This window comes from Duganella sp. Leaf126, assembly GCF_001423125.1.
Lineage (GTDB): Bacteria > Pseudomonadota > Gammaproteobacteria > Burkholderiales > Burkholderiaceae_D > Rugamonas.
On record NZ_LMNW01000001.1, the window covers coordinates 620,397 to 636,605 of the forward strand.

Here is a 16,209-nt window from a genome sequence, read left to right on the forward strand (position 1 = left end):
GCCTTAAACAGAATCCATCAACCGGGGGGGTTGGCCGGCGCTGGAACTTGCGGTAGAGGGAACTGCGGGCAGCAGGATTTCGAAGGTGGTGCCGCTGTTGCTCGAGCGGCAGGCGATCAGCCCCTGCATCCTGCTGACCAGGCCGTGGACGATCGACAGTCCCAGCCCGTGGTGGGCGCCTTCCTTGGTGCTTTTCACCGGCGCGAACAGGTTGGCCAGCAGCTCGGCCGACAGGCCCGGGCCGGTGTCGGACACGACCAGCTCCAGGTACAGCCTGCGCTCGCGGTTGACCAGGCCGCGGTTGGCGATCTCGATGCGCCCGCCGTCCGGCATGGCTTCCACCGCGTTCTTGACCAGGTTGACCAGCACCTGCTTGAGCAGGTCGGCGTCGCCTTCGATGGCGCCCGGACCTTCCTGCATGCGCACCACCATCTGCACCGAGGCCGGCACGAAGCCGGTGGCGCGGAACAGGCGCAGCACGTCGTCCACCACCCCGGCCACGTCGGTGCCCTTGCCTTGGCCGGCGCCCGATGCGCTACCCGGTTGCAGGTCGGCCAGGCCGTTGATCAGCTGGCCCACGCGGTCGATCTCGTCGTTCAGGATCGACAGCTCGCCCACCACCGGTTCGCGCCGCGCCAGCTTGCTGTCAAGGACGGACAGGTAGTTCTTGATGATCGACAGCGGATTGTTCACTTCGTGCACCACGCGGCGCGACGCTTCGCGGTATTGCTCGGCCACCTGCGCCAGCTGGCGCCGCGCGTGGCCGCGTTCGGACAGCGCCGTTTCCAGCGCGGCGGCAGCCTGGGTGGCGAACGACTGCAGGAAGCGCTCGCGCTGCCGGCAGCTCGCCAGGCGCCAGGCCGGCAAGCCGCCGATCAGCACGCCCAGACAGCGCTGGTTGGCCACCAGCGGCAAACAGACCAGCGCCTCGCTGCCGAGGATGCGGAACAACTGTTCTTCGGCCAGCGGCAACGGCGCGCCGCTGCTGCCGTCATGGCTGCCATTGCCACCACTGTCACCATTGCCACCACGGTTGCCGGCATCGCCGGCCGCGTGGCCATCGCGGCACACGTAGGCGGGCGTGCGGGTGCGCGCCGCCTGCGCCACCCGGCCGCCCTGGGCCGGGTCCAGCGCCAGCATGAACTGGGCCAGGCGCCCCGGCTGATTGCCGGTGGCAGTGCCGAGCAGCGCCTGGCCGGTCGGGTTTTCCAGCATGACCAGCACGTTCTCGAAATCGAACAGCACGCGCGCCGAACGCGTCACCGCATCGAGCAGGCCGGCTTCGCCTCCTTCGCCCACCTTGCGTCCGAACGTCTGCGCCATTTCCGACACCAGCATCATGTTGCGCACTTCTTCCGACAGCCGCTGCTGCACCGGATCGACCGCCAGCGGTGCGCTGGCCGGCGGCGCGACGATGTCGTCGGCGCCGGCCAGGTCGATGCCCAGGTAGTCGGCCGACTGCTGTACCTGGCGCGCGGCGCTGGCGCCGATGCGCGCCAGCGCCGCGTCATCGAGCCCGCACAGCTGCGCCGCGTCGCCGATGGCGTCGAGTTCGTCGCCGTGGCTGCACAGCAGGTGCGCCAGGCGCACCATGCGGATCAGCGGGTGGGCGGCGGCCAGGCGCGCGGCCGGCTCGTGGTGGTACAGCACGCTGTCGGCCAGGAAGGAGTCGAGCTGCCAGCGCTCGATCAGCCAGGCGCCCGCTTCGGCATGGGTAATCTGCAGGGTACGCTGCTCGACCGCGCACAGGCTTTCATCGTCGCGCGCCATGAAGTTGACCGCATATTCGCGCGGCGCAGTCGCCAGCAGCGCCAGGCGTCCGACATTGTGCAGCAGCCCGGCCAGGTAGGCTTCCTCGACCTGCGGGTACTCCATCGCGCGGGCCAGGTCGCGCGCGATGACGGCCGTGGTGAGCGCGCTTTTCCAGAAAGCGCGCAGGTCGGTGCTGCCGGAATGGGGAAAGCTGTTGAAGGTCTGGAATACCGATTCGCTGATGACCAGGGTCTTGATCATGTCGGTGCCGAGCGCAACGAGCGACTGTTCCAGCCCCGGCGCGCGCGCACCGCTGCCATGGCGGTGGTAGGCCGAGCTGCTGGCCACCGTGAAGATCTTGCTGGCCATGGCGGGATCCTTGGCGATCAGCGCGGCCAGTTCGGGCATGCCGGCATCGTCAGCCTGCAAGTGCTCGATCAGCTTGATCAGTATCTGCGGCATTGCCGGCAGGCGCGCGATCAGCAGCCGGTGGCGGATATCAAGGTCGGGTTGCAGCATCGTCTTATACCAATAATCAAGTCAAACCGGAAACGAATAATGCCGAGAAAGAATTTATATTAGCATACAGCATGATATCAACTTAGCATTTGCTAGCCTACGGTGCGCACTGCGCACCATTTCCTCATGTAAACGACTATTGTCCCGGATGGGGTAAGAGGATGCGCCGGTAACGCCGCGCAGTCAACCACAAAACCAGCGCGGAGCCGGTAAATACCAGTTGTCCGAGGGCTAATGACAACACCGAGTGCGCCAACGCGGGGGCAATCACGCCGGCAACGATGGCGCCCATCAGCGTGGTGGCAAAGGATTGGCACGAGGCCACGGTGCCGCGGATGTGGGGGAACAGGTCGAGCGCGAGCAGCGTGGCGCCCGGTGCCACGATCGACATGCCGAACGTGTAGAACAGGATCGGCAGCACGGTCCACGGCAGCGCCGGCGGCAGGAAGACGTGGTACGCGGTATTGCACAGGACCGAGGCGATCAGGAAGCAGAAGCCGATGCCGATCTGGCGCGTGAACGAGATTTTGCCGGCGATGCGGTTGGCCACCAGCGCGCCGAGGAAGATGCCGCTCACCGACGGAATGAACAGCCAGCCGAACTGGCTGGCGCCGAGCCCCAGCGCATCGGGCAGGAACTCGGGCGCTGCCGCGATGTACAGGAACAGGCCGCCGAAATTGAGCGCCACCACGCCCGACTTCAGGTGAAACAGCGGCGAGCGCATGATCTCGGCGTAGTTGCGCGCCAGGTGGCGCGGGTTGAACGGCTGGCGCTTGTGGAGCGGCAGCGTTTCCGGCAGCTTGCGGTAGCAGTAGATAAACAGCAGCACGCTGTACACGAGCAGCGACAGGAAGATGGCGCGCCAGTCGAACAGCGTGACAATCCAGCCGCCGAGGATCGGCGCAATCGCCGGGGCGATCGAGAAGATCATGGTCACCAGCGACAGCAGGCGGGCGGCAGCCGCATCGGAATACAGGTCGCGGATGATGGCGCGCCCCACCACCACGCCGGCGCCGGCCGACACGCCCTGCAGCACGCGGAACGCCCACAGATACGGCACCGAGTGCACCGAGGCGCAGCCCAGCGTGCCGATCGCGAACAGTACCAGCGAGACCAGGATGACGTTGCGGCGGCCAAACGCGTCGGACAGCGCGCCATGCCACAGCACCATGCCGGCAAAGGCGAGCATGTAGAAGGTCAGGCTTTGCTGCACCTCCAGCGGCGTCGCACCCAGCGTGGCCTGGATATTGGGGAACGCCGGCAGGTAGGCGTCGATCGAGAACGGCCCGAGCATCGACAGCAGCGCCAGGATCACGGCCAGCGCCGTGGCGCTGAGCACCTTGGGGGTGGACGGCGGCGGTGGCGGCACCTGCTTGACCGGATCGGGGAGGACGTTATCGGGCGGGGTCGGGTACATGGTTTCCTCGGCAGGCTGCCGGCTGCGACATCAGATGTCTTTGGGTTTGGCGGCTTCGCGGCGGTTGAAGCCGGCCACCATGTCGAAGCGGAACAGGCGGCATTCGAGCGCGCCGTTGAAGAACGGCGTCTTGCGCGATTCTTTCAGGCGCAGCATCTTGGGCAGGCCCAGGTCGGCCGTGAACAGGTACACGGTCCAGCCGGCGAAGCGCTGCTTGAGGGTGCCGCTGAAGTCTGCATAAAAGCTCTTGGCCAGTTCGTCCTCGCCCAGCGAGCTGTCGCCGCGCACGCCGATCCGCTCGCCGTAGGGCGGGTTGGTCAGCATGATGCCCGGCTGCTCGGTCGGCGCCTTCACTTCCTGCGCCTCGACCTGCTTGAGCGGCACGTCGAACATGATGCCGGCCGCGCGCAGGTTGTGGCGCGTCATGGCCACCATGTCGCCCGAGATGTCGGAGCCGAAAATCGTCGGTTCGGCCGGCAGCGCATTGGGCTTGATGGCGTGCTTCATGGCGGCCCACGGCGCCGGATCGAAGTCGTTGAACGCTTCGAAGGCGAAGCGGCGGCGCGCGCCGGGCGGCACGCCCTGCACCATCTGCGCCGCTTCGCACAGGATGGTGCCGGAGCCGCACATGGGGTCGAACAGCGGCATGCCCGGCTTCCAGCCGGCCACGCGCAGCAGGCCTGCCGCCAGGTTTTCGCGCAGCGGCGCGTCGCCCGTTTCTTCGCGCCAGCCGCGCTTGAACAGCGCCTCGCCCGAGGTGTCGAGGTAGATGATGAACTGGTGCGCGTCGAGGAAGCCGACGATGCGCATGTCCGGCGCGCGCGTATCGACCGATGGGCGCTTGTTGTACAGGTCGCGGAAGCGGTCGCAGATCGCATCCTTGATCTTGAGCGTGGTGAACTCCAGGCTTTTCAGCGGCGACTTGACGGCCGTGACATCGACGCGGATCGTGTGGTCGTAGCTGAACCAGTCCTCCCACGGCTGCGCCAGCACCAGGTCATAGATGTCGTTCTCGGTCTTGTAGCCGGTAACGGCCATGCGCATCAGCACCCGCGAGGCGATGCGCGAGTGCAGGTTGATGCGGTAGGCGTCGAGCAGCTCGCCCGAGCAGTGCGCGCCGCCGGGCACCTGGTTGTGCACCTTCATGGTGGTGCTGTGCTGGGCGATTTCGCCCAGTTCTTCGGCCAGCGCCGCTTCCATGCCGCGCGGGCATGGGCAAAAATAGGAAGCCATCTTGGAGTACCTTTTATCCGTTGGTTGGGTGGCTGGTCAGAAGGGTTTGACCACCACGAGAATGATAATTGCCAGCAGCATGAACACCGGCACTTCGTTAAACACGCGGAACCACTTGTGGCTGCGGGTATTGACGCCCTGCTCGAATTTTTTCAGGAGGCGGCCGCACGCATGGTGGTAGCCGATGATCAGCGCCACGAACAGCAGCTTGGCGTGCATGAAGCCGGGCATGCGTCCGCCATCCTGCAGGTACAGCAGATAGACCAGGATGGCGCCGAACACGATGGCCGGCACCGCGATCCACATCGAAAAGCGGTACAGCTTGCGCGCCATCAGCAGCAGGCGCTCGGTGACGGCGGTATTGGACTCCATCGCCAGGTTGACGAAGATGCGCGGCAGGTAGAACACGCCGGCCATCCAGGCGATGACGAAGAAGATGTGCAGCGATTTAATCCAGAGCATGGCGATCCTTTGGGTGAGCTTGACGACCGGTTATTGACGGATTTCGCCGTGACCGAACACGACGTACTTCAGTGAAGTCAGCCCTTCCAGCCCGACCGGTCCGCGCGCGTGCAGCTTGTCGTTGGAGATGCCGATTTCCGCACCCAGGCCATATTCGAAGCCGTCCGCGAAGCGGGTGGACGCGTTGACCATCACCGAGGCCGAATCGACTTCGCGCAGGAAGCGCATGGCGGCGCTGTAGTCCTCGGTAATGATCGCTTCCGTGTGTTTCGACGAATATTGGTTGATGTGCTCCATCGCCGCGTCGATGCCATCGACGATCCTGACGGCCAGGATGGCGGCCAGGTATTCGGTGGACCAGTCCTCTTCGGTGGCGGCGCTCAGGTGCGGGTAGCCGGCCAGAATCGTGTGCGCTTCGGCGTCGGCGCGCAGCTCGACCTGCCTGGTCGCATACAGCCTGGCCAGCTCGGGCAGCACGCTGGCGGCAATGCTGCGCGAGACCAGCAGCGTTTCCATGGTGTTGCAGGTGCCGTAGCGGTGGCACTTGGCGTTGAAGCCGATGGCAACCGCTTTTTGCAGGTCGGCCTTGTCATCGATGTAGACGTGGCAGATGCCGTCGAGGTGCTTGATCATCGGGACCGTGGCTTCTGCCATCAGGCGCGCGATCAGGCTCTTGCCGCCGCGCGGCACGATCACGTCCACGTACTGCGGCATGGTGATCAGCGCGCCGACGGCAGCGCGGTCGGTGGTATCGACCACCTGCACGCCGTCCTCGGGCAGGCCGGCGCCGAGCAGCCCCTCTTTGACCAGTTGCGCCAGCGCGCGGTTGCAATGGATCGCTTCCGAGCCGCCGCGCAAGATGGTGGCGTTGCCGCTCTTGATGCACAGGCCCGCCGCATCGACCGTGACGTTGGGGCGCGACTCGTAGATGATGCCGATCACGCCCAGCGGCACGCGCATCTGGCCTACCTGGATGCCGCTGGGGCGATATTTCAGGCCCGAGATTTCGCCGATCGGATCGGGCAGCGCGACGATCTGGCGCAGCCCTTCGACCATGGTGTCCAGCGCCTGGTCCGACAGCGCCAGGCGGTCGAGCATGGCCGGGGCCAGGCCGCTGGCGGCCGCCGCGTCCAGGTCGCGCCGGTTGGCCGCGCGCAGGGCGTCGGCCTCGCGCTCGATGCCGTCGGCGATCAGGGTCAGGGCGCGGTTGCGGGTGGCGCTGTCGGCCCGCGCCATCGCGCGCGACGCGTCGCGCGCCTGCCGGCCCAGTTGTGCCATGTACTGCCCGATGTCCAGCTTGGTGTCCAGCTCAGTGTCCAGCTCAGTATCCAGTTTGATATCCATTATTGTCTCAATCAGCGTTTCGCCCCACGTCCGTCATTGGCCGCTTTTGCAGCGTGCTTTTGCAGCGTGCTTTTGCATCGCTCACCCGCGCGCCACCTTGAGGCCCAGCTGCAGCATCGCATCCCAGGCGTCGCCGCTATGCGCCGGCGCGCGCAGGCCCTTGATCATCTTGTCCACCTGCGCGGCATCCTTCATGGCCGCTTCCAGCGTGGCCAGCGAGATGCGCCGCAGCGCCGGATCCATCATGCGCTCTTTCGGTCCCCAGATGCGGTACTCCTTGAGCAGCGCGCCGAGCGGCCGGCCCTGCGCCATGCCCGCCTTGAGCTTGAGCAGGGTGCGGATTTCTTCGGACACGGCCCACAGCACCAGCGGCAGCGCCTCCCCTTCTCCCTTCAGGCCTTCGAGCATGCGCACCAGGCGCGCCGGGTCGCCCAGCAGCATCGCCTCGCTCAGTTTGAACACGTCGTAGCGCGCCACGTTGAGCACGGCGTCGTGCACCTGCTCGTACGTCAGCTTGCCCGGCTCGTGCAGCAGCGCGAGCTTCTGGATTTCCTGGTGCGCCGCCAGCAGGTTGCCTTCCACGCGGTCGGCGATGAAGTCGATGCTTTGCCGATCCGCGCCCTGCCCCTGTGCGGCCAGGCGCTGGCCGATCCAGTTGGGCAGCTGCGCCCGTTCGATCTGGGGAATGTCGATGTACACGGCCGCCTGCTGCAGCGCCGCCACCCAGGCTGCCTTCTGGGTCTGCCAGTCGAGCTTGGGCAGGGTGATCAGCGTCAGGTTGTCCGGGCTCAGGTCCTTCACATACGCTTGCAGCGCGGCGCCGCCATCCTTGCCCGGTTTGCCGGTCGGGATGCGCAGCTCGATCAGTTTTTTATCGCCGAACAGCGACAGCGCCTGGTTCGCTGCCAGCAGTTCGCCCCACTTGAAGCTGCGCTCCACGGTCAGCACGTCGCGCTCGGAGTAGCCTTGCGCGCGCGCGGTGCGGCGGATCTTGTCGGCCGCCTCCAGCGCCAGCAGATGCTCGTCGCTGGTGATCACGTACAGCTGCGACAGCGCCTTGTTCAGGTGACCGTCGAGCGCGTCCAGGCGCAATTGCATCGGGCCGCCCTACAGGATCGGCACGGCCGGCGCGGCGGACGGATCCTGCGGCGCCGGGCCCGGCGCCGGCACCGACATGCGCACCGTTTTCACGGCCGCCAGGCGGCGCATCATCTGCTGCACCAGGTCGGTCTGCATGTCCTTGTACAGCAGCGCTTCTTCCTGCTCCTTGGCCAGCAGCTGGGTTTCGTTGAAGTCGATCGGCCGGCTCAGCGAAATCCTGGTCGGGCCCAGCAGCTCGTTGCCCTGGCGGTCGAGCACGCGGAACACGATCGTGTACTGCAACAGGTACTGGCGTACGCGGCCATTGCTGTTCAGCGACAGGATGGTCTTGGTGCGCGTGGTTTCCGGATTGGTCAGCACTTCGACCACGCCATCGGCATCCTTGGCGCTGTTGACCACGGTGGTGCTGCCGTTGACGCGGATATTGCGTTTCAGGTCGATCGCCAGCGGCGACGAATCCGGCAGGCCGATATACATGGTCGGGAACGGCAGCGTGTAATGGCCGCCGTCGCCGCGCAGGTGGAAGCCGCAGGCGGACAGCGAGCTTGCCATGGCTGCCGCCAGCAGCAGCGCCAGGCCGGCCGCGCGGCTGCGTCCCACCAATCCGGAAGTAGTCGTCATGAAATCCTCTTTACGCTCTTACACAACAATGTTGATCAGTTTGCCCGGCACCACGATGACCTTTTTCGGCGTGCCTTCGATGAACTTCTGCACCGCCTCGCTGGCCAGCGCTGCCGCCTCGATGCTGGCCTTGTCGGCGCCCTTGGCCACCACCACGCTGCCGCGCAGCTTGCCGTTCACCTGGATCATCATCTCGATTTCGGACTGCTCGAGCGCAGCCGGATCGACCTGCGGCCATGGCGCATTGAGGATGTCGCCATGGGTGTTGGCGTAGCCGAGCTCGGTCCACAGCACGTGGGTGATGTGCGGCGCGACCGGGTTCAGCAAACGCAGGAAGATCGCATAGCCTTCGGCCAGCACGGCCGCTTCCACGTCTTTCGCCGCTTCGAGCGTATTGAGCATCTTCATGCAGGCCGACACCACGGTGTTGTACTGGATGCGCTTGATGTCGTAGTCGGCCTGCTGCAGCAGCTTGTGCAGCTCGCGGCGCAGGGTCTTGCCGGCGTCGGTGCTGGCCGTGGCGGTCAGCGGCGAACCGGCAGCGGCGATCGCATCGCGCTGCGCATGACCGAACGCCCACACGCGGCGCAGGAAGCGGTTGGCGCCTTCCACACCGCTGCCCGACCATTCGAGCGTCTGCTCCGGCGGCGAGGCGAACATGGTAAACAGGCGCGCGGTGTCGGCGCCGTATTGTTCGATCTGGGCTTGCGGGTCGATGCCGTTGTTCTTCGACTTCGACATCTTTTCGGTGCCGCCGATGTGGACCGGCTGCTGGTCGTCGCGCAGGATGGCCGCTTGCGGACGGCCCTTGTCGTCCACGGCCAGGTCGACATCGGCCGGGTTGAACCAGGTCTTCTTGCCGGCGGCGTCTTCGCGATAATAGGTCTCGTTGAGCACCATGCCCTGCGTGAGCAGGTTGGTAAACGGCTCGTCGAACTTGACCAGGCCGAAGTCGCGCATCACCTTGGTCCAGAAGCGCGCATACAGCAGGTGCAGCACGGCGTGCTCGATGCCGCCGATGTACTGGTCCATCGGCATCCAGTAGTCGTTGCGGGCATCGACCATGGTGTCGGCGCCCGGCGAGGTATAGCGCATGTAGTACCACGACGAATCGACGAACGTGTCCATGGTGTCGGTCTCGCGGCGCGCCGGCTTGCCGCATTGCGGGCAGTCGCACTGGAGGAACGCTTCGTACTTGTTGAGCGGGTTGCCGCTGCCGTCCGGCACGCAGTCTTCCGGCAGCACCACCGGCAGGTCTTTTTCCGGCACCGGCACCGAGCCGCAGTCCGGGCAGTTGATCATCGGGATCGGCGTGCCCCAGTAGCGCTGGCGCGAGATGCCCCAGTCGCGCAGGCGGAACGTGACTTTTTTCTCGCCCAGGCCGCGCGCTGCCATGTCGGCGGCGACTGCCTCCACCGCGTCGGCGTAGTGCAGGCCATCGTACTTGCCCGAGTTGGTGACGATGGAAATGCTCTTGTCGCCGTACCATTCCTGCCAGGCGGCGTCCGAGAACTCCTGGCCTTCGGCGCGGATCACCTGCTTGATCGGCAGCTGGTATTTTTTGGCGAACGCGAAATCGCGCTCGTCGTGGGCCGGCACGCCCATCACGGCGCCGTCGCCGTAGGTCATCAAGACGTAGTTACCGACCCAAACTTCGACCTGCTCGCCGGTCAGCGGGTGGGTGACGAACAGGCCGGTGGGCATGCCCTTCTTTTCCATCGTCGCCATGTCGGCTTCGATCACGGAACCGAGCTTGCATTCGGCATTGAAGGCGGCCAGTTCGGGATTGGTCTGTGCGGCGTGCACGGCCAGCGGATGCTCGGCAGCGACCGCGCAGAAGGTCACGCCCATCACGGTGTCGGGACGGGTGGTGAACACGTACAGCTTGCCGTCGCCGATCAGGGCGCCGTCGGCGTCCTTGATATCGTGCGGGAAGGCGAAGCGCACGCCGGTCGACTTGCCGATCCAGTTGGCCTGCATGATGCGCACGCGCTCGGGCCAGCCCGGCAGCTTGTCGTCCACGTAGCCGAGCAGCTCGTCGGCGTAATCGGTGATGCGCGCGTAGTACATCGGGATCTCGCGCTTTTCGATCAGCGCGCCCGAGCGCCAGCCGCGGCCATCGATCACCTGCTCGTTGGCCAGCACGGTCTGGTCGATCGGGTCCCAGTTCACGGTGCCGGTCTTCTTGTAGATGATGCCTTTTTCCAGCATCTTGAGGAACATCCACTGGTTCCACTTGTAGTACTCTGGCTTGCACGCCGTCATTTCGCGCGACCAGTCGATGGCCAGGCCCATCAGCTCCATCTGCGAACGCATGTGGGCGATGTTCGAATAGGTCCACTGCGCCGGCGGCACGTTGTTGGCCATGGCCGCATTTTCAGCCGGCATGCCGAACGCATCCCAGCCCATCGGCATCAGCACGTTATAGCCGTTCATGCGCAGGTAGCGGTACATCACGTCGTTGATCGTATAGTTGCGCACGTGGCCCATGTGCAGCTTGCCCGACGGGTAAGGCAGCATCGAACAGGCGTAATACTTACCCTTGGGAAAACGCGGGTCGTGCTCGACCGCCTTGTAGGCGTCGATGGCTTGCCAGTGGGATTGGGCGGCTTTTTCTACGTCGGCGTGACTGTATTTATCTTGCATGGTGGTGTGCGGCCAGAGTTGAATATGAACCGGTCATTATACCGGTTCAATCCTCAACTGAGCGGCAGGGCTCGGTCATGGGCGCCAAAATGCGGCAGATGCGCTGTGCTGCGCCGTGGTTCATTCCCTGCGCTGTAAATTTACGGTGTCGGGACATGCGATAAGATGCTGGTCTCCATCCGTTAGCAATGCCCTTCAAAAGACACCCTCATGGCCTTCGACCGCAACCAGCCCCATAACGATCTTCCGTTGCTGCCACCTGCTCCCGACCTCGAGACCAAGGCGGTGCTCAAACAGGCGATTGGCGCAAACCGGGCGCTGGCCAATCTGCGTGGATTGGCTGGTCAGATTCCCAATCAGGGCATGCTCATCAACAGCATTACGTTGCAAGAAGCCAGATTATCTTCCGAGATAGAGAACATCGTCACGACCAACGACGAACTATATCGTGCCGATGCCGACGCTGATGGCAAAGCTGACGCTCATACGAAGGAGGTATTGCGTTACAGAGAGGCTCTACAATACGGTTTCGCCGCTTTACGAGAGCGGCCTTTGACCACCAACTTTTTTATTGACATTGCCCGATTGATCAAGCGATCGGATATCAGCATCCGTGCAATACCTGGCACAGCACTAAAAAACGAGATAGGCGAGGTGGTATATACCCCTCCGGTCGGCGATCAAGTCATCCGCGACAAGCTTTCCGATCTGGAGCGCTTCATCCATGCCGAGGATGGTATCGATCCCCTCATCAAAATGGCTGTGATGCACTACCAGTTCGAGGCGATCCATCCTTTCCCCGATGGGAATGGACGCACGGGACGCATCCTCAATTTGCTGTACCTCGTGCAAGTGGGCCTGATGGATATACCGGTGCTATTCCTGTCGCGTTACATCATCGCAAACAAGCGGGAATACTATCTGGGGCTGCAGAAAGTCACCGAAGAGCAGGATTGGGAAAGCTGGGTGTTATTCATGCTGCGTGCTGTGGAAAGCACCGCGCAACAAACGTTCGATCAGGTCAAACGTATTCTTGCGCTCATGGAAACTGTGAGGGAAAGGGTACACCGCGAGCTTCCAGGCATCTACAGCAAAGACTTGATCGAGGCAGTCTTTCGGCATCCTTACACCAAAATCCAGTTTCTGGTCGATGCCAATATTGCAAAGCGTCAGACCGCATCAGGATATCTCCAGGCACTTGCCGCAAATGGCGTCTTGATCGAAAAACAGATCGGACGAGAAAAATATTTTATCAATCAGGCTCTGCTCTCCGAGTTGGCACGATAGCAATAGGTTGACGCAATCGACATATGCTGAAAACGTGTCGATTTTTCCGCGTTTTTTAACCATGTTTGATTAATGTGTCGATTTGATCGACATATCCTCTACGCGGGTACGCAGAGCATAGCCAGTCGCCTGATCCGTGACTTCGAGGAATTCGCCGGTGTGACGGCGCAGCATTCCATTAGCGCTTAGATGAGACGGCCCACACGCGTCATGACATCCTTTTGTACACTGACCGCACACCCACACGAGGACTGACCATGAAAACCACTGGAAACACCATCTTGATCACCGGCGGCGGCAGCGGCATCGGTGAGGCGCTGGCCCATCGCCTGCATGACCTGGGCAACACCGTCATCATCGCCGGCCGCCGGCGCGAGGTGCTGGAGAAGTCGGCTGCCGGGCGCGCCAACATCGTCCCCATGCCGTTCGATGCCGACAGCGCCGCGTCGGTCGATGCGTTTGCGCGCCAGGTCGTGGCCGAACATCCCACCCTCAATGTGCTGATCAATAACGCCGGCATCATGCGTTTCGAGGACCTGACCGCGCGGCGCGACCTGGCCGATGCCGAGGCGACGATCACCACCAACCTGCTGGGACCGATCCGCCTGATCAACGCGCTGATCGACCACCTGCGCCAGCAGCCCGATGCGGCGATCATCAACACCACGTCCGGCCTGGCTTTCGTGCCGCTGCTGACCACGCCGACCTACAATGCCACCAAGGCCGCGCTGCACTCGTACACGGTGTCGTTGCGCGAAGTGTTGAAAGGCGCGGTGGAGGTGATCGAGCTGGCGCCGCCGGCCGTGCAGACCGACCTGACGCCGGGCCAGTCCACGCGCGAGGGCTACCAGCCGCTCGACGAGTACGCCGACGAGGTAATCGGCCTGCTGACGGCCAGCCCCACGCCGGCCGAGGTGCTGGTCCAGCGCGTGCACTTCCTGCGCGATGCGGAAAAGGAAAACCGCTACGAGCAGGCGCTGGCGACGCTGAACAAGCGCTGAACAAGCAATAACTGAGCGCCAACCCAGCGCCAACCTTTCAGTTTTACCGTTTTACCCTTCCGTTTTATGCCACCATAGCGTTTTAACATCACAGCGAAATCGGGAGAGCATGATGATCAAGGGACTGCGGACGGTGGTGTATCCGGTGGCGGATGTGGTGGTGGCGCGGGACTGGTATGCGCAGGCGTTCGGCACGACGCCGTATTTCGACCAGCCGTTTTACGTCGGGTTTGCGATCGGCGGCTTCGAACTCGGGTTGATTCCGGCAGAAAAGTTTACCGCGGCCATGGCCGGCAGCATGGCGTACTGGGGCGTCGATGACATCGATGCCGAGACCGCACGGCTGGTGGGCCTGGGCGCCGCCGTGCACGGCGCCATCGAGGACGTCGGCGAAGGCATCCGCACGGTGGAGCTGGCCGATCCGTTTGGCAATCTGCTGTGCCTGATCTTCAACCCGCACTTCGACCCGGCGGCAGTCCGCTGAGACCGCCAAGCCCGGTTTGTGGCACACTACGTCCCTTTGCCCCAAGAAAGAGGTCGTCATGTCCCGCCGCAACGCCAATCTGATCAAGTCGCCCGAGCAAATCGTCCAGGCGCGGGTCGCCGCCCAGCTGGCGGCCGACGTGCTGACCATGATCGGCCCGCACATCAAGCCCGGCGTGACCACGGCCTACCTCGACCAGCTGTGCAACGATTACATCGTCAATGTGCAGAAGGTCACGCCGGCCAATGTCGGCTACGGCGGCTTTCCGGCCACCGTGTGCAGCTCGGTCAACCAGGTGGTGTGCCACGGCATACCGTCGGCGACCGAGGTGCTCCAGGACGGCGACATCATCAATATCGACGTGGCCGTGATCAAGGATGGCTGGCACGGCGACACCAGCCGCATGTACTACGTGGGCGAGCCGTCGAAGGCCGCGCGCAAGCTGGTGGAGACGACCTACGCGGCCATGTGGGCCGGCATCCGCGCCGTGAAACCGCGCGCCACGCTCGGCGATGTCGGTTTCGCGATCCAGACCGTGGCGGAAAAAGCCGGGTTCAGCGTGGTGCTCGATTATTGCGGCCACGGCATCGGCATGACCTACCACGAAGACCCGCAGGTGACCCACTACGGCCGTCCCGGCCAGGGCATGGTGCTGAAACCGGGCATGCTGTTTACCATCGAACCGATGATCAACGCCGGCCGCGCCGCCACGCGCGAACTCGACGACGGCTGGACCGTGGAAACGCGCGACAGGTCGCTGTCGGCGCAGTGGGAACACATGGTGACGGTAACCGAGACCGGTTTCGAGGTGCTGACGCTGGCGCCGGGCGAAACCGGCGCCAAGGGCGATATCCCGATCGTCGGCTGAAGGGTCAGCTGAACTGCCGCAGCGCCACGGCGCGCACCGGCTTACCTGAGGGTCAGCTTCAACGCCGGTTTTTCGCCGTAGTCGTCGTAGCGGTCGTTGATGCCGGCCACGCAGTAAGTCACTTCTTCCAGCAGATCGGGCGCGGCCGCGCGCATTGCGGCCGCGTCGGTGATGACGATATCGAGTACCTCGTCCGGCTTGAGCCTGAACTTGCTCATATTGTCGTCGTCGCGCAGGTAGCTCAGGCAATCGACCCAGGCGTCCATGGTGTTGCCATAGCTGTCGGGAAAGCCGAGCGCTGCCTTGCAGGCCGCGTGGAAGGTCGCGGCGTCGGTGATTGCGGCGCCGTTCAGTTGGGCGGTGGCCATGATGTACTTTCTATTTTTTTGCGGGGTCGGTCACAAAACCGAGCCGGGTTAATCCATGCAGCTGCGCGGCAGCCATCACCTGCGCCACCACTTCGTAGCGGGTGTCCTTGTCGGCGCGCAGTTGCAGTTCTGGCGGCACCGGCAACCTGGCCGCTTCCACCAGGCGCTGCTCGAACACGGTGGACGTCACGGCCTCGTTGTTCCAGTACACCTGGCCCCTGGCGTCGATGGCGACCGTGACGGGGGCGGCCGGCGCCGGTGGGGTGGCCTGGGCTTGCGCCTTGGGCAGTTCCAGCTGGACCGAACTGGTCCACACTGGCGCGCCGAGAATGAAGATCACCAGCAGCACCAGCATCACGTCCACCATCGGCGTGACATTGATGTCGGCCATCGGGCCGGGCTGGCGGTGGTGGTTGAAGGCGCCAAAGCTCATCGTTTGACCAGGTAGGCGTGCAGATCGTGGGCGAAGGCGTCGAGCTCGGCCAGTGTTAGCCGGTTGACGCGGTTAAAACCGTTATAGGCCAGCACGGCGGGAATGGCGACTGTCAGGCCCACGGCAGTCATCACCAGCGCCTCGCCCACCGGGCCGGCCACCTTGTCGAGCTGCATGGCGCCGCTGGCCGAGATGCTGGCCAGCGCATGGTAGATCCCCCATACCGTGCCCAGCAAGCCGACGAACGGGGCGGTCGCGCCGATCGAGGCCAGCACGGTCAGGCCGGCCTCCAGACGGTTGGTCGAGCGCTGGATCGCGGCGCGCAGCACGCGCGTGACTTGCGCGGCGCGGTCCATGTCGCCGCCCAGCGTGGGATGGTCGGGCACCACCAGCTGCGCGGCGCCCTGCTCGGCCAGCGGCAGAAAGATTTTTTCCGGGTCGGCCAGCGCCAGCGTGGCCACGCCATCGGCCATGGTGGGCGCGTCCCAGAACGCCTGCACGGCCGGCGCGCTGCGGCGGATGCGCAGCGCGCCATACAGCTTGGCCAGAATGAAAAACCAGCTCACCAGCGACATCGCCAGCAGCGCCAGCGCCACCGCGTGGCTGACCGCGTCGGCCTGCGCCCAGAAGTGCGACAGTGAAAAACCGGTCAGCTGGGCGGCCACGTGCGCTG

Annotated in this window: 15 protein-coding genes; 4 read left to right on the forward strand and 11 right to left on the reverse strand. The window is 64.3% G+C overall.

Annotated features, from left to right (window positions below; all coding sequences use genetic code 11):
* Window positions 1–3 precede the first annotated feature (3 nt).
* From ASF61_RS02600 to leuS, 8 genes are all read right to left on the reverse strand, one after another.
* Window positions 4–2,271, reverse strand: a complete 2,268-nt coding sequence (locus ASF61_RS02600; protein WP_056150803.1) for an HDOD domain-containing protein — start codon at window positions 2,269–2,271, stop codon at window positions 4–6.
* A 136-nt stretch (window positions 2,272–2,407) separates the two neighbouring features.
* Window positions 2,408–3,688 (reverse strand): multidrug effflux MFS transporter, encoded by a 1,281-nt coding sequence (locus tag ASF61_RS02605; RefSeq protein ID WP_200919785.1) that lies wholly within the window; start codon window positions 3,686–3,688, stop codon window positions 2,408–2,410.
* Window positions 3,689–3,718: 30 nt separating this feature from the next.
* Window positions 3,719–4,921 (reverse strand): class I SAM-dependent RNA methyltransferase, encoded by a 1,203-nt coding sequence (locus ASF61_RS02610; protein ID WP_373994518.1) that lies wholly within the window; start codon window positions 4,919–4,921, stop codon window positions 3,719–3,721.
* A gap of 36 nt (window positions 4,922–4,957) precedes the next feature.
* Entirely contained in the window at window positions 4,958–5,383 is a 426-nt protein-coding gene (locus tag ASF61_RS02615) for a CopD family protein (protein WP_056150807.1), read from the reverse strand.
* A 30-nt stretch (window positions 5,384–5,413) separates the two neighbouring features.
* Window positions 5,414–6,679 (reverse strand): glutamate-5-semialdehyde dehydrogenase, encoded by a 1,266-nt coding sequence (locus ASF61_RS02620; protein WP_056151250.1) that lies wholly within the window; start codon window positions 6,677–6,679, stop codon window positions 5,414–5,416.
* Window positions 6,680–6,808: 129 nt separating this feature from the next.
* The gene (gene holA, locus ASF61_RS02625) at window positions 6,809–7,825 is read right to left on the reverse strand and encodes a DNA polymerase III subunit delta (RefSeq protein WP_056150809.1); all 1,017 of its coding nucleotides are present in this window, start codon (window positions 7,823–7,825) and stop codon (window positions 6,809–6,811) included.
* 9 nt (window positions 7,826–7,834) lie between these two features.
* A complete protein-coding gene (lptE, locus tag ASF61_RS02630; RefSeq protein WP_056150811.1) occupies window positions 7,835–8,449 on the reverse strand; it encodes an LPS assembly lipoprotein LptE in 615 nt (204 codons plus the stop codon).
* A gap of 18 nt (window positions 8,450–8,467) precedes the next feature.
* Entirely contained in the window at window positions 8,468–11,095 is a 2,628-nt protein-coding gene (gene leuS, locus ASF61_RS02635; RefSeq protein ID WP_056150813.1) for a leucine--tRNA ligase, read from the reverse strand.
* A gap of 210 nt (window positions 11,096–11,305) precedes the next feature.
* Here leuS and ASF61_RS02640 point away from each other — a divergent pair, with 210 nt between their 5' ends.
* The 4 genes from ASF61_RS02640 to map all read left to right on the forward strand — a co-directional run bounded on the left by ASF61_RS02640 (window position 11,306) and on the right by map (window position 14,735).
* A complete protein-coding gene (locus ASF61_RS02640; RefSeq protein WP_056150814.1) occupies window positions 11,306–12,382 on the forward strand; it encodes a Fic family protein in 1,077 nt (358 codons plus the stop codon).
* 257 nt (window positions 12,383–12,639) lie between these two features.
* Complete coding sequence (locus ASF61_RS02645) at window positions 12,640–13,383, forward strand: SDR family oxidoreductase (RefSeq protein WP_056150816.1); 744 nt, start codon at window positions 12,640–12,642, stop codon at window positions 13,381–13,383.
* Window positions 13,384–13,492: 109 nt separating this feature from the next.
* Window positions 13,493–13,867 (forward strand): VOC family protein, encoded by a 375-nt coding sequence (locus ASF61_RS02650; RefSeq protein ID WP_229205679.1) that lies wholly within the window; start codon window positions 13,493–13,495, stop codon window positions 13,865–13,867.
* A gap of 58 nt (window positions 13,868–13,925) precedes the next feature.
* Window positions 13,926–14,735, forward strand: coding sequence for a type I methionyl aminopeptidase (gene map / locus ASF61_RS02655; protein WP_056150818.1), 810 nt, complete (start codon window positions 13,926–13,928; stop codon window positions 14,733–14,735).
* 41 nt (window positions 14,736–14,776) lie between these two features.
* Here the strand turns inward: map and ASF61_RS02660 are convergent, their stop codons facing one another.
* The 3 genes from ASF61_RS02660 to ASF61_RS02670 are packed head-to-tail and all read right to left on the reverse strand — an operon-like array spanning window position 14,777 to window position 16,201.
* On the reverse strand, window positions 14,777–15,103 hold the full coding sequence (locus ASF61_RS02660) for a barstar family protein (RefSeq protein ID WP_056150820.1): 327 nt from the start codon (window positions 15,101–15,103) through the stop codon (window positions 14,777–14,779).
* Between the two features lie 10 nt (window positions 15,104–15,113).
* Window positions 15,114–15,536: a biopolymer transporter ExbD gene (locus ASF61_RS02665; RefSeq protein WP_056150822.1), complete on the reverse strand. Its 423-nt coding sequence runs from the start codon at window positions 15,534–15,536 to the stop codon at window positions 15,114–15,116.
* Window positions 15,533–16,201, reverse strand: a complete 669-nt coding sequence (locus ASF61_RS02670) for a MotA/TolQ/ExbB proton channel family protein (protein ID WP_056150825.1) — start codon at window positions 16,199–16,201, stop codon at window positions 15,533–15,535. Before ASF61_RS02670 ends, ASF61_RS02665 begins: the two co-directional genes overlap by 4 nt.
* Between the last annotated feature and the right edge of the window lie 8 nt (window positions 16,202–16,209).

Bases quoted from the DNA above. Each gene is read 5' to 3' on its own strand.
- ASF61_RS02600 (WP_056150803.1), bottom strand. From the start codon at position 2,271: ATGCTGCAACCCGACCTTGATATCCGCCACCGGCTGCTGATCGCGCGC.
- ASF61_RS02605 (WP_200919785.1), bottom strand. From the start codon at position 3,688: ATGTACCCGACCCCGCCCGATAACGTCCTCCCCGATCCGGTCAAGCAG.
- ASF61_RS02610 (WP_373994518.1), bottom strand. From the start codon at position 4,921: ATGGCTTCCTATTTTTGCCCATGCCCGCGCGGCATGGAAGCGGCGCTG.
- ASF61_RS02615 (WP_056150807.1), bottom strand. From the start codon at position 5,383: ATGCTCTGGATTAAATCGCTGCACATCTTCTTCGTCATCGCCTGGATG.
- holA (WP_056150809.1), bottom strand. From the start codon at position 7,825: ATGCAATTGCGCCTGGACGCGCTCGACGGTCACCTGAACAAGGCGCTG.
- lptE (WP_056150811.1), bottom strand. From the start codon at position 8,449: ATGACGACTACTTCCGGATTGGTGGGACGCAGCCGCGCGGCCGGCCTG.
- leuS (WP_056150813.1), bottom strand. From the start codon at position 11,095: ATGCAAGATAAATACAGTCACGCCGACGTAGAAAAAGCCGCCCAATCC.
- ASF61_RS02640 (WP_056150814.1), top strand. From the start codon at position 11,306: ATGGCCTTCGACCGCAACCAGCCCCATAACGATCTTCCGTTGCTGCCA.
- ASF61_RS02645 (WP_056150816.1), top strand. From the start codon at position 12,640: ATGAAAACCACTGGAAACACCATCTTGATCACCGGCGGCGGCAGCGGC.
- ASF61_RS02650 (WP_229205679.1), top strand. From the start codon at position 13,493: ATGATGATCAAGGGACTGCGGACGGTGGTGTATCCGGTGGCGGATGTG.
- map (WP_056150818.1), top strand. From the start codon at position 13,926: ATGTCCCGCCGCAACGCCAATCTGATCAAGTCGCCCGAGCAAATCGTC.
- ASF61_RS02660 (WP_056150820.1), bottom strand. From the start codon at position 15,103: ATGGCCACCGCCCAACTGAACGGCGCCGCAATCACCGACGCCGCGACC.
- ASF61_RS02665 (WP_056150822.1), bottom strand. From the start codon at position 15,536: ATGAGCTTTGGCGCCTTCAACCACCACCGCCAGCCCGGCCCGATGGCC.